General features: G+C 37.9%; 9 protein-coding genes. 8 read left to right on the forward strand and 1 reads right to left on the reverse strand.

The window, feature by feature from the left end:
• Nucleotides 1–96 precede the first annotated feature (96 nt).
• The 8 genes from V2145_RS04665 to V2145_RS04700 all read left to right on the forward strand — a co-directional run bounded on the left by V2145_RS04665 (nt 97) and on the right by V2145_RS04700 (nt 10,416).
• Nucleotides 97–786: a copper homeostasis protein CutC gene (locus tag V2145_RS04665; protein WP_256993416.1), complete on the forward strand. Its 690-nt coding sequence runs from the start codon at nt 97–99 to the stop codon at nt 784–786.
• Between the two features lie 196 nt (nt 787–982).
• Nucleotides 983–2,347 carry an aspartate aminotransferase family protein gene (locus V2145_RS04670; protein ID WP_131888127.1) on the forward strand — a complete coding sequence of 455 codons (1,365 nt, stop codon included), beginning with the start codon at nt 983–985 and terminating at the stop codon, nt 2,345–2,347.
• 1 nt (nt 2,348) lies between these two features.
• Nucleotides 2,349–3,872: a pyridoxal phosphate-dependent decarboxylase family protein gene (locus tag V2145_RS04675; RefSeq protein WP_330987363.1), complete on the forward strand. Its 1,524-nt coding sequence runs from the start codon at nt 2,349–2,351 to the stop codon at nt 3,870–3,872.
• Complete coding sequence (locus tag V2145_RS04680; protein WP_330987364.1) at nt 3,850–5,592, forward strand: IucA/IucC family protein; 1,743 nt, start codon at nt 3,850–3,852, stop codon at nt 5,590–5,592. The genes V2145_RS04675 and V2145_RS04680 overlap by 23 nt, the downstream gene beginning before the upstream one ends.
• Entirely contained in the window at nt 5,589–6,188 is a 600-nt protein-coding gene (locus tag V2145_RS04685; RefSeq protein WP_330987365.1) for a GNAT family N-acetyltransferase, read from the forward strand. Before V2145_RS04680 ends, V2145_RS04685 begins: the two co-directional genes overlap by 4 nt.
• Complete coding sequence (locus V2145_RS04690; RefSeq protein ID WP_330987366.1) at nt 6,167–7,450, forward strand: lysine N(6)-hydroxylase/L-ornithine N(5)-oxygenase family protein; 1,284 nt, start codon at nt 6,167–6,169, stop codon at nt 7,448–7,450. The genes V2145_RS04685 and V2145_RS04690 overlap by 22 nt, the downstream gene beginning before the upstream one ends.
• 6 nt (nt 7,451–7,456) lie before the next feature.
• Nucleotides 7,457–8,614, forward strand: a complete 1,158-nt coding sequence (locus V2145_RS04695) for an MFS transporter (protein WP_330987367.1) — start codon at nt 7,457–7,459, stop codon at nt 8,612–8,614.
• Nucleotides 8,611–10,416, forward strand: coding sequence for an IucA/IucC family protein (locus V2145_RS04700; protein WP_330987368.1), 1,806 nt, complete (start codon nt 8,611–8,613; stop codon nt 10,414–10,416). Before V2145_RS04695 ends, V2145_RS04700 begins: the two co-directional genes overlap by 4 nt.
• Before the next feature lie 172 nt (nt 10,417–10,588).
• On the opposite strand, the gene V2145_RS04705 is transcribed toward V2145_RS04700, so the two are convergent.
• Nucleotides 10,589–12,991, reverse strand: a complete 2,403-nt coding sequence (locus V2145_RS04705; RefSeq protein ID WP_330987369.1) for a penicillin acylase family protein — start codon at nt 12,989–12,991, stop codon at nt 10,589–10,591.
• Nucleotides 12,992–13,286: the final 295 nt, after the last annotated feature.

A 13,286-nucleotide genomic window follows, 5' to 3' on the forward strand; every position in this document is an offset into this window, starting at 1 on the left:
GTTCGTAAGGAAAAAGACATCTTTTCAAGCGTGGTACGATATTGAAGAGAGTTTACTATGCTCTAGATTAATGAAGAAGAAAGGATGTTTATTGTAATGATAGATGTGATTGCGACTACATTGCATGATGCAAAGCTAGCTCAAGAGAATGGGGCAGATCGAATTAGTATTTGCACGAGCATTAATGAAGGTGGTATTACTCCAAGTTATGGGCTAATTAAACAAATAAAAGAAGTGATTACCCTTCCTGTATACGTAATGGTTCGACCTCATAATCAGTCGTATCAATACAATGAAGACGATATTCAAACGATGGTTCATGATATCGAAGCAGCAAGAAAACTCGGAGTAGAAGGAGTAATCTTGGGCTGCTTAACGTCAGAGAGAACCATTGATGAAAAGACGTTAAAAACTTTACTAAGTGCTTCTAAAGGAATGGATGTGACGTTTAACTTAGCTTTTGATGATTTACATAATCAAGAAGAAGGGCTTCAAACATTATTGAGTTATCCGGAAATAAAGAGGGTTATGACGTCTGGAGCGGATAAAAGTGCGTTAAACGGGATTCCACAAATCAAAAAAATGTTGCGTCAAATGAGAAATGAAAATCTTATATTTGTCGGAGCTAAAGGGTTAAAACCAGAAAACTTACAGGCTTTTCTATCAGTTACCAATTTAACTGAAGTGTGTATTGGAGCAGGTATACGAGTTAACTGTCAATATACACAGCCAATAAATGAAAAAAGTGTGCAAAAAGCAAAAGAAATTATGAATAAAATGAAATAAGAAAAAAGCGCTACGAATTTAAGTAGCGCTTTTTTTAGTAAGATCAGCATTAAAAATTGTCAATTACTAAAGAAGAGTTTAGGAAAAAATGCATATTTTTAGAAAAATCAGTTGACATTGAAAATCATTATCATTTATCCTTATGTATGTAATTAGTAATGAAAATCATTATCATTTAAATATAGGAGGATTATTCATGTCTATTTCAATAACAAATCAATCTACAAATGAAGCGTTACTTTCACAACAAGAACTTCGCGAATCAAATGCGAGATCTTATCCAAGAAGAATTCCAATTGCTATTCAAAAAGCAGAGGGTGTCATCATCACGGATATGAATGGCAAAGAGTATATTGATTGTTTAGCAGGAGCGGGCACTTTAGCGCTTGGTCATAACCATGAAGTAGTCCATGAAGCGATTCAACAGGTATTAGCTGATCGTATTCCTTTACATACATTAGATTTAACTACGCCGGTTAAAGAAGCGTTCGTAGATGAGTTGTTTGCAAATTTACCAACTGATTTTGCAAAAAAAGCAAAAGTGCAATTTTGTGGACCTACGGGTGGAGATGCAATTGAAGCAGCGTTAAAGCTTGTAAAGACGGCTACGGGGAACCGAACTATTTTGTCGTTCCAAGGCGGCTACCATGGTTCTACTCATGGCACATTAAGCATTAGCGGAACAATAAGCCCTAAAGAGCGAATTCATGCCTTAGTTCCAGATACACATTTCTTACCTTATCCCTACGAATATCGTTGTCCATTTGGAATCGGTGAAGGTGGTCACGAAGTAATTAGCACATACATTGAAAACTTACTAGACGATCCGGAAAGCGGTATTGTTAAACCAGCAGGAATTGTTGTTGAAATTGTTCAAGGTGAAGGAGGTTCGGTACCTGCTCCTGTTGCATGGTTGAAAGAGCTTCGTCGTATTACAAAAGAGCGTCAAATTCCGTTAATTATTGATGAAGTGCAAACTGGAATTGGTCGAACGGGTAAAATGTTTGCCTTTCAGCATGCTGATATTGAACCAGATGTTCTGGTGTTATCAAAAGCAATAGGCGGTAGCTTACCACTATCTGTTGTTGTATACGATAAAGCGTTAGACCAATGGGAACCAGGTGCTCATATCGGCACTTTTCGCGGTAATCAGCTCGCAATGGCAACGGGACAAGCAACGCTTAGCTTTGTGAAAGAGCATGCTTTAGATGCACACGCCCATGAACTTGGAACATACATGCAAATGCAGCTAAAAGCCATCCAAGCCGATAGTTTTTCTATTGGAGATGTTCGTGGTCGAGGGTTAATGATTGGAGTAGAAATTATCGATTGGTCTAAGCCAGCCAACAAGATTGGAGCCCATCCTGGAAATGGAGAGTTAGCGAAGATGATTCAGCAAGAGTGCTTTAATCGAGGAGTTATCTTAGAAGTTGGAGGAAGGCATGGAGCAGTTATTCGCTTGTTACCACCTTTAATTTTAAGTCAAGCTCAGGCTGATGATATCTTAGAGCGCTTTAAAGAATCGGTAAAAGCAGCAGAAGCTAAGTGGGTGAAAAGATAAGATGGAACAAGATTGTCAAAAGTGGTTTCTATCCAAGGATAATCAAAGCTTGAAAACGTATAGGAAGTTAATGAATCAGTCTATAGAGATGATCTCAAATTATTATAAAACAATCGACAGGCCTTATCATCATTGGCAACTAGAAGATTGCTTAGAGCACTTTAATGCTGAAATGACATTCAAAGAAAAGGGACGCACGTTCACAGAACTGACAGAGGCCCTAGAGCAACTTGTTTTAAAGCATTCCTTGCATATTTCTCATACCGGAGCAATGGCACATTTGCATTGTCCTCCAGCTATACCTGCTTTGGTTGCAGAAGTGTTTATCACAGCTCTCAATCAGTCGATGGACTCTTGGGATCAAAGTCCAATTGCGACTTATATAGAAGATGCTGTCATTAAAGAGTGCATCAAGCAAATTGGATATGGATCAAACGCAAACGGTGTATTTACAAGTGGTGGAACGCAATCAAATTATATGGGGATGCTACTAGCTCGCAATGATTATTGTAAGCGAAAGCTTAAAGCAAACGTACAGCAAGAAGGTCTACCACCTGAAGCAAATAAACTGCGAATCTTTTGTTCTGAAAAAGCACACTTTACAGTTCAGCAATCTGCTGCACAGCTTGGTTTAGGGATAAGCGCAGTTATTCCAGTAAAAGTAAACGAGCGCTATGAGATGTGCATAGAAGATTTACGTGCAAAGATAGAGCTTTCTCAAGAAAGTGGAGAGCTTCCGATGGCCATTGTAGCAACAATTGGAACCACTGATTTTGGAAGTATCGATTCTCTTTATGGTATTCATCAACTAGCATCAACTTATGATATGTGGGTGCACGCTGATGCTGCGTATGGTGGTGGCTTATTGTTCTCAGGGATAAATAGACATCTAGTTCAAGAGCTAAAGCTTGCAGACTCCATTACAATCGACTTTCATAAGTGGTTTTATCAGCCTATTAGCTGCGGTGCCTTCTTTGTAAATGATGAAAAAGCCTTTCAGCATATTCAACTTTATGCAGACTACTTAAATCCAGAAGAAGATGAGCATCTTCACCTTGTTAACCGTAGTATTCAAACAACTAAACGTTTTGATGCTCTTAAGGTTTGGCTAACGTTTCAAATGATGGGTACATCTTCTTTTGGTCAATTGATTGACCAAACTATTCAAAATGCGAGGAAGTTAGCTGAATATTTACAAGAACATTCAATGGTTAAAGTTATGAATGAACCGACGATGAACGCTGTTGTATTTAAGTATCAATGCAAAGAGCTAGGAGAAAGTGCTGAAGATCAAAAGTATATTGAAAACAAAATTAATACAATGATTCAGCAACAGCTATATGAAGCAGGAACCTTTGTTATAGCAAAAACAAAAGTGAACCAAGAAGTATGTTTAAAAGTAACAATGTTGAATCCGATGATTGAGTTTGAAAACTTAAAACAATTTATAAAAGAGGTACTTCAACTTGGTAGCGAGTTGGAGCAGAGGGAGGAAGCGTTACGTGAATGCGCAACAATCAGCTAATTTTATTACGATGCAAAATGTAGTGAACTGCTATGTAAGAGAAACAGGAAAGGGAACATGGGTAAAAGCGGGGGAGACTGAAGAACTTGTTGTCTCCCTAGAAAAGCAGCCCGTCACGCTCTATTTTCCAGTTTATTATCGGTCTTTAACTGGACGCCATCTATTAAAAGAGCAAATGGTATATCAAGTAGAAGGGCATGAGCGTCAAGAGCTAGATTTGTTAACACTATTGGCGCTGCTAATGAAAGAAGTAACGGAGGACTTACTTCAAATAAATGAACTGATTGTGCGCGTACTATTAAGCTATGAAAATATGAAGCAATTCATTGAAGTGAGACAAGCAGAACTTCAAGAGTGTTACGGGGCTGATAAGAACTTTTTACAATCCGAACAAGCGCTTTTAATTGGGCATCAGCTTCACCCAACTCCTAAAAGTAGACAAGGGATTTTGCCTGAAGAAGAAGTAATCTTCGCTCCAGAGCTAAAGGGAAAGTTTCAACTACACTATTTTTGCGCAGAAGCTTCATTGGTTAAACACGGCTCTGCACTGGAAAAAGCAAGTTTAATCATTAAAAAACAGCTGTTAGAAGACGCAGAAGTATCAAGTGAATTTAAAGCTAACTATTGCCAAGACGAAGAAAATGTATTGATTCCAATGCATCCTCTTCAAGCAAGATATTTACTTGGAAAATCAGAAGTTTGTGACTGGATTCAAAGCGGGCAACTTTCATATCTAGGCCCTCAAGGACAAGCGTTTTATCCTACTTCGTCTGTACGAACTGTGTATAACTCAAACGCAGACGTTATGTATAAGTTTTCAATACCCGTAAAAATAACAAATTCACTTCGCGTTAATAAACGAAAAGAGCTGTACCGAGGTGTAGAGGTAACGGAACTTTTACGTGCTGGTTTAGAGGAAGAGCTTCAGGTTCATCATCCTGCTTTTAAGATTATTAAAGACTTTGCATACGTCACGCTTGGTGAAGAAGAGCTTGGATTTGAGGTTGTAATTCGAGAAAACCCTTTTAAGGGAACAGAAGGGGATTCGACTACTCTTTTAGCAAGTTTATGTCAAGATCATGTGTACCGTCACCATACGCAGCTTCAAGAGATTATTCATCGTTTAGCTAAAGCTGAAAACCGATCACTGGAAGCTGTTAGTCAAGATTGGTTTAAGAAGTATTTAGACATTTCGTTAAAGCCAATGATGTGGTTGTATACAGAAAAAGGAATTGCGCTTGAAGCGCATCAGCAAAACTCAATTATCAAACTGACAAAAGAAGGCTATCCCAAAGCATTTTATTATCGCGATAACCAAGGATATTATTTTATGCGCTCTAAGCAAGAAGACCTGCAAAAACTTGTCAAAGGCTTAAACCAGATGAGTGATACAGTATGTGACGATGCGGTTGCTGAAGAGAGGTTTCGTTATTATGTTATCTTTAATCATCTATTTGGCTTAATTAATGCTTTTGGGACAAGTGGACTAATTGAAGAAAGCAAGCTGATTGAACAGATGCGTACAGTTATCTTGGGATATGAAAAGAATGATCATACAAATCTAGTTAAGAGTATGCTTTCTCAGGAAAGTTTGCCTTGCAAAGCCAATTTATTAACGCGCATTCATGATATGGATGAGCTAGTTGGTAGTTTAGAAACACAATCTGTTTACGTGGATGTCACTAATCCGCTTGCGGTTTTAGAAGGTGTGTATAAATGAAGCTATTAGCTGAAAATCATTATCCTATCTCAGTATGGGATGCAAAAATCAAAAAAGAGATTACGTTTCGCTATGTAACGTTTGAGAAAGATTTTGACCGCTTGCATGGTTGGATGAATCAAGAGCACGTCATTCCGTTTTGGAATTTGGATAAGCCAAGAGCTGAGTATGCATCTCATTTAAAGCACTTTTTAGCAAAAAAACATCAGCAGCTATTAATTGGTGAAATAGATGGGCAACCAATGAGCTATTGGGAGGCATACATGGTATCTGAAGATTTAATCCGTCATTATTATGACTATGAAAAAGGAGATCAAGGCATTCATCTGTTAATTGGCGAGAAAGATTATCTTGGCAAAGGATTTATTTATCCATTGATGCTAAGGCTCATGAAAAGAATGTTTGAAGTATCGGAAACAAAGCGTATTATGGCTGAACCAGATATTCGAAATGAAAAGATGATTCATGTTTTTGAGAAATGTGGATTTCAACAGTTAAAGACGGTTGAACTTCCGGATAAAACAGCTATGCTTCTTTATTGTCAACAAGACGTGTTTGAAAGTAGGTGGAACGCATGGATTCAAGGGAAGTTTTAGAGGTTATTGGAGTTGGAATAGGGCCATTTAACCTTGGACTAGCAGCTTTATTAGAAGAAACAGAATACTCGTATAAATGCTTTGATCAGAAATCTCAGTTTAATTGGCATCCAGGTATGCTTTTAGAAGGAACTACGCTACAGGTGCCGTTTATGGCTGATTTAGTAACGATGGTTAATCCATCTAGCCCCTATAGTTTCTTACGCTATTTACATGAACACGAACGATTGTATCAATTTTATTTCTTTGAGAAATTTCACATTCCACGAACTGAATACAATCATTATTGTCAATGGGTAGCTAATCAGTTAAAAGGGCTGCAGTTCAACAGCAAGGTTCAGAAAATTGAAATAGAAAAAGAGCAGCTATATAAATTAACAGTTGAGGAAAGTGGTAAACCAACCGTTTATTACGCGAAAAATGTAGTAGTAGGGGTAGGAACAAATCCAGCAGTTCCAGCTGACTTTAAAAGTTTACAAAGCAATCAATTCTACCATTCTGCTTGCTATAAGCAAAATCGTGATGAAACCGTTAAAGCTCGTCATATTACGGTCGTTGGTTCCGGGCAAAGTGCCGCTGAAGTAGTGTATGATCTGTTGCAACATCAACAGGAAAACAACTATGAACTCCATTGGTACACAAGGTCTAAAGGGTTTTATCCAATGGAGTATTCAAAGCTGGGGTTAGAACATTTTTCACCAGAATACACCCGTTATTTCTATCACTTAAATCAGGATAAAAAAAGAGAGGTATTAAAAAATCAAGCCCTCTTATATAAAGGAATTAGTTTTGATACGATTGCTGACATTTATGAACATTTGTATGAACGAACGGTTGGTGGAAAAGCTTCTCCTATTCATATGCAAGCACTAACAGAAGTCCAAGATGTTTGCCGAGAAGAAACTGACTATAAACTCACCCTTTATCAATATGAGCAAGGTCAAACCAAAGAATTGAAAAGTGATGTTGTTATTATGGCTACAGGATATATCAGCAGCTTTCCATCATGCTTAGAAAGTTTACAATCTCATTTACTATTTGATGAGAATGGACAACTGCAAATTGATGAACAGTTCAAAGTCAGGACTCAATCTGTTGAAGCCAATTTGTTTATTCAAAATGGAGAGCTTCATACACACGGCGTGGGGGCTCCGGATTTAGGGCTTGGTGCTTACCGAAATGCAGTTATCATTAATCAAATTGCAGGAAAACAAGTCTATAAAGTTTACAGTAAGAATGTTTTTCAACAGTTTGGTGTGTAACGTAAGATGAGTCGCTCGTGGATTATATTTACGTGCTTGTTTATGACAGTGGTGTCGGAAGTTCTCTTGTCACCTTTCTATCCCCAATTTTTCACAGAGTTCTTTCAGGTTGATGGCTTACAGGCGACATCCTTATTTATTATTTGTTGTCGAATGGTTGCTATTATTATGACTCCGATTTGGGGGATTCTTTTAAAAAAGTGGGAGGTTGAAAAAGTAAGCGTGTATGCGCTTATTAGCATAGGTATTTGCAAACTAATGTTGAGCGAAAGTAACAGCTTTTTCATGTTCCTATCTTTTTCACTTCTACTACTTGTATTTCAAAGCTGCCTATATTTACTGTATCCACACCTGGTAAGCACAAGTGAAAATAAAGAGAAAAAAGCAGCAACTTATCTCTTGGCATTGCACGGCGGAATAATTGTCGCAAGTCTGGCTGGAAGCTTCGTCATTTCATGGGAAATGCCGCTTTTAATTTATAAGTTCTTTGCGTGCACTGATTTGATTTTTGCCGCTATTTTTGCCAAAGGGTTTAGTGAATCTAAAAAAGCCAAGGAGAACAGGCGGGTTATTTGCACATCCTTTCCAACACGCCTAATTGGCTATTTGCTGGCCGTTTTTCTTTTTCATGTCGCTCACAATATGGTAAGGCCATACTTTACGGTTTTTGTTTCAAATGAATATGGAATCGATGAATGGTTAAATGCAGTGCTTTACGTGATGCCAAGCGTAATGGCGATTGTGCTAAAGTTTATGCTCCCTCCAGGAATGTTCGGTCGCTTTAATATGATGTATGTGTTATATGGAGTATTGGCATTTAGCTCAGTCGTCTTAATTATACAAGCTTTTACATCATCGCTAGTTCTTTTTATAATCAGCAGATGTTTATATGGAATAGGATTCTACATTAGTCTCCTACTTATCGATCTTTATCTTTTTAAGCAAAGCAACACGGAGACAGTTTCTTATTATAGTTGGATGTTAACGGCACAGAATGTAGGTTTGCTCTTTGCGCCGCTGCTTGCACTAATACTTGTTCAAAATGGCAAGCTTCATATTCCTCTTATTGGTGGTGGCATAGTACTACTGATAGCAGTTCTATCATTTATTATGGCTCAGCAGAGGTTAACAATCTATAAATCGATAAAGGAGAATAAAGGATGAAAATAACAGATACGAATTTAACAGCATTTACAAAAGAGCGCTGGGATAAGGCAAATAATCAATTGCTTGCTAAAATGTTAGAGGAGTTTATGTATGAAAACATTATTACTCCAGACGAGGTAAAAGCAAATGGGAACAGTTCATGGTATGAATGGAAAGATCCTCGTGGAATTACTTATCGATTTGAAGCGGAAAAACGTCTATTTGATAGTTACGAAGTGTTAGAAGAAACAATTTATATAGAAGAAAATAATATGACAATTTCCTCTTCGAGAGCACTACAGCTATTAATCAGTCTGTCTGATTTTAATGAAATGTCTTTTTCAACAGCAGGACATTTAGCTAAAGAATATATGCATACCCTTGTTGCTGATCTTCACTTGCAAGAACGTCTTAGTGCCGATGAACTAGCAAACCTTGATTATGCAGAGCTTGAAGGTGAAATGACGGGACACCCTTGGATTACATATAACAAAGGACGAATTGGTTTTAGTTATAGTGATTATATGAAATTTGCTCCTGAACAAAAACAAGAGATTCAGTTATCATGGATTGCCGTTTCGAAAACAGTAAGCTCGTTCCATTCATTGACCCCTCTTAAGTTTCAACAAGTAATGGAACAAGAGCTAGGTGAAAAGACGGTAGAAGTATTTGAGAGCCAATTGAAGGAAAAAGGCTTGCAGCCAGAAGATTATTATTATCTACCTGTTCATGAATGGCAGTGGAATAATATGATTATTCCTTTATATGCACAATATTTAGCAGAAAATCTCATAATACCACTGGGTGAAGGAGATGATTATTACCTTCCACAACAGTCGATTCGAACATTTGTTAATACAACAAATCATAATAAGTATCATGTAAAGTTACCAATGAGTATTTTAAATACGCTTGTCTATCGAGGGCTTCCGAGTGAACGGACGGTTATTGCACCTCAGGTAACAAAGCATATAAAAGACATTCGCGACAATGATTCATTCTTGCGAGATATATGTAAAGTGGGATTATTAGGGGAAGTAGCCACTTTAAATGTAGACCATCCGACATTTGCTGCAATAAAAGATGCTCCTTATCAATATTTAGAAATGCTTGGCGTCGTGTGGAGAGAAAGTATTTATCAGGAGTTAGAAGAAGGAGAGAAAGCTATTACCCTAGCAGCACTCTTGCATGTGGATTCTAAGGGGAAAGCATTGGTCTCATCTTATATACAGCAGTCTGGCTTATCTGCTTCCGAGTGGATAGAAGCGTTAATGAGCGCAACTCTTCCACCGTTATTACATTACCTCTATCAATATGGAACGGTGTTCTCACCTCATGGTCAAAATACAGTTCTTGTTTTAAAAGAAGGTAAGCCTGTCCGCATTATTATGAAAGATTTTGTTGATGATGTAAACATTAGTGATCAGCCATTTAAAGAATTACAAAGCTTAACGCCCGAATTAAAAGCCGTATTGCGGAGCGAAAAACCAGCTGGCTTAACACAATTTATCTTAACAGGCTTGTTTATTTGTCACTTCCGTTATCTAGCGAAAGTGCTTGAAAATAAAGAAGAAATAAGTGAATATCAATTTTGGAATAGTGTTAGAAGTGAAATACTTCAATATCAAAAGCAATTTCCAGAGCTTAAAGAACGCTTTGAGCTATTTGATTTACTTCGTCCATCTGTGACTAAGCTTGCATTAAACCGAAATCGTATGTTCGATTACGGGTACAATGACGGTGAAGATCGACCACATGCAAGTGAACATGGAGAGGTAAAGAATGCACTTCATGAAGTGGCGGTTATAAAGCAAGTCTAACAGCCAAGGTGCTATTGGTTACTAGATAAGCAGGAAGGATAATTGTAATTTTCGTAAGCCCTAAAAAAATTGACTATCCTAAAATGCTAAGGCCGATGTAGAAATCAACACACTTTCTACATCGGCTATTTATTATATTTCTAAAATTCTTTTTCATGCTTGAGTATAAGCCCTAATTCTGTGGTACTAATATCAGCAAATCTGCGGCTTCACGGTATTTCTCACTCATCCATGTGATATGATAAGCTCCTTCAGTCCAATCATTCATTTGGTCAAGATACCAAGGACTCATTACATGACCTGACTGACCGGGACCAACGATATTGTAGCTCTCCAAAGGTTTTTTCATGTCCACGACCGTTCTCCAAGATGCTCCGTGGTTCACTTCTCCCGTTTCACTATTCCAACCAGCAGCTCCAACGGTCACGCGGCTTCCTCTCATTGGAACCGAGCCTTTTGCATTAAAAAGAAGATGCAAAGGCTTAACGGATGATAATGGATGAGTAAACGTGACCGCATGAACTTCGCCCCATTTCCAATTAGCAGGTGTTTCTCCTTGAAACGAACTAGCACGATTGACGGCATTCTTTAGAGATTTTTGTAGCACGTTTGGCAAACCGCCATTTTCAGCCATCCATATTCCTTCTTTCCCTTCATGTGCTTGTCGTAAGAGTTGATCAACTACTTGGGCTTTTCCAGTGAACAGTTTTAGCATGTCATCACTAATCTCTTCATTAAATAAAACATTTGCTATTTCTTCCATCCAAAAATGGAAGAGTAGAGGTGCAGCTAGCTCGGTGTCATCTGTAAAATTCCAGTCTTCCAAGGTCTTAAGAGCTTCTTTATCTATCTCTCTTAAGGTAGAGGTATCAAGGTGTTCTAATAAAATTGGTGTAAACTCTTCCGCTTGGAGGTTGTAATGGTCAAGTTGTAGATGCATCATATCCTTAGCATTTAATTTTTCTTTGGATTCTAGCACATCTTGAATTCGTTGCTGACGATACGGTTGTGCCCATATGTTGGAGAGGTGATAAGGATACTCACTCCCAGCTATTTTGTTATTTGCTGTTGATATATAACCTTTCTCGGGATTGACAATAGTAGGCAGCTTATCCCAAGGGATGTAGCCATTCCATTCATACTCATCTGTCCAACCAGGAACAGGTAGTAAACTATCTCCTTTTTTCCGAATCGGTATTAAGCCATTTGCACGATATGCAATCGTTCCATCAGTAGAGGCAAAAACAAAATTTTGGGCTGGCGTATGAAAATATTCTAAGGTATCTTTGAATTCCTCCCAATTTTTTGCTTTGCTGAATTTCAAAACAGCTTCGAGCTCTGCGGAAGGATCTAGTGCAGTCCATCTCATTGAAAGAGCTGTGTTAGCTTCTTCGTAATGAGCAAATTCAGACAATATAGGGCCGTGTCTTGTTATCACAACTTCATAGTTTACAGCTTTCTCATCTTTAACTGGAATGGTTTCTTTTATAACTTCTGCAGGTTCCCATTTGTCTTTATACAAGAATTCGTGTTTGTTTTCAGGGTTACGCTTTTCAATATAAAGATCTTGTACATCTGGTCCAACGTTTGTTACGCCCCATGCTATAGTGTCATTACGCCCAAGAATAATGCCTGGAATACCTGCGAAAATAACACCACTGACGTTAACTTCTGGGGAACGGAGGTGAGTTTCATACCAAATAGCTGGTGTGGCTAAACCAAGGTGAGGATCATCAGCTAAAATTGGAAAGCCTGATGCAGATTTTTCTCCACTTATGACCCAGTTATTACTTCCATTAAATTCATGGGGAACAACGGCCTTAGCAAAACTTTTCTCTATATTAAGCGTAGAGTTTTTTACTGAATTAATAATGGTAGGCCCGTCTTTTGGATAGCTTGGAAAAAGCTCCAGAGCCTTGTCTTCTGAGAAGTTCTGAAGTAAGTAATGACGAAATGCCTGGCCTTCCCAATGACCACCAAGATCGAATGCCATATATTTACCAATTGTCAAGGAATCCAGTTCGGACCATTCCGTTGGTTCATAGCCAAGAATGGTAAATTCGACTGGTAGCGTATTGTTTGCTTTTGCTTCTTTAATAAATTGATTTACTCCCTCAGTATAGGAGTGAAGCGCACTTATTGCCTCTTCTGAATAAAGCGCTATTGATTTTTCAGCAGCTCTTCTTAATCCTAATGTTCGAAAAAATTTATCTCGTTCAAGTGCTTGTTTTCCCACAACTTCACTTAGCATACCTGAAGCTTGTCTTCTGCTTAAATCCATTTGAAAGATGCGATCTTGCGCTGTTACATATCCTTGAGCCAAGAAGAGATCATGTTGATTTTTTGCTTCAATATGAGGAGTTCCTGCTGCATCACGATAAACGCTTACTTCCGCTTTTAACCCATTAATTTCTATTTTCCCTTCAGTTTGTGGCAAGCTTTTATGTAGAAACCAATAGAAGTATACCCCTGTTATGACTGCAAGTAGCAGAAACACAATAAATATTGTCATGGTAATTTTCCATCGTTTTTTCTTTAGCCAATTCGGCAATTTCTTTTTTATAACAACCTCCAATTTAACCCCTCCTTTTAATGATAACGCTTACACAATATAACCTATGTTCCTGTTAAATTATATAGAATGAAGTTACGGTATAGGTCGCAAAGATTTAGACTGTAGCAGGTGTACCTTATGAATAGAAGTGTTTACTTTTACATTTTTGGGTTGTTAGATCTAATGCTATATGTTTTAAATGCAAGGCATCAGGTAAAAAGAGTAGTGTGTAATTCATGTGCGGAAGCATGGTTTAAATCATTTTAGGAAAACCTCATAAATAAAGAACGCAGAGAGAAAAGGTTGGTGTTAAGTA

Source organism: Priestia sp. GS2 (genome assembly GCF_036409025.1).
GTDB lineage: Bacteria > Bacillota > Bacilli > Bacillales > Bacillaceae_H > Priestia > Priestia aryabhattai_A.

Excerpts from the sequence above, each read along its gene's own strand:
- V2145_RS04695 (WP_330987367.1), top strand. The coding sequence starts at position 7,457 with ATGAGTCGCTCGTGGATTATATTTACGTGCTTGTTTATGACAGTGGTG.
- V2145_RS04690 (WP_330987366.1), top strand. The coding sequence starts at position 6,167 with ATGGATTCAAGGGAAGTTTTAGAGGTTATTGGAGTTGGAATAGGGCCA.
- V2145_RS04665 (WP_256993416.1), top strand. The coding sequence starts at position 97 with ATGATAGATGTGATTGCGACTACATTGCATGATGCAAAGCTAGCTCAA.
- V2145_RS04700 (WP_330987368.1), top strand. The coding sequence starts at position 8,611 with ATGAAAATAACAGATACGAATTTAACAGCATTTACAAAAGAGCGCTGG.
- V2145_RS04685 (WP_330987365.1), top strand. The coding sequence starts at position 5,589 with ATGAAGCTATTAGCTGAAAATCATTATCCTATCTCAGTATGGGATGCA.
- V2145_RS04670 (WP_131888127.1), top strand. The coding sequence starts at position 983 with ATGTCTATTTCAATAACAAATCAATCTACAAATGAAGCGTTACTTTCA.
- V2145_RS04675 (WP_330987363.1), top strand. The coding sequence starts at position 2,349 with ATGGAACAAGATTGTCAAAAGTGGTTTCTATCCAAGGATAATCAAAGC.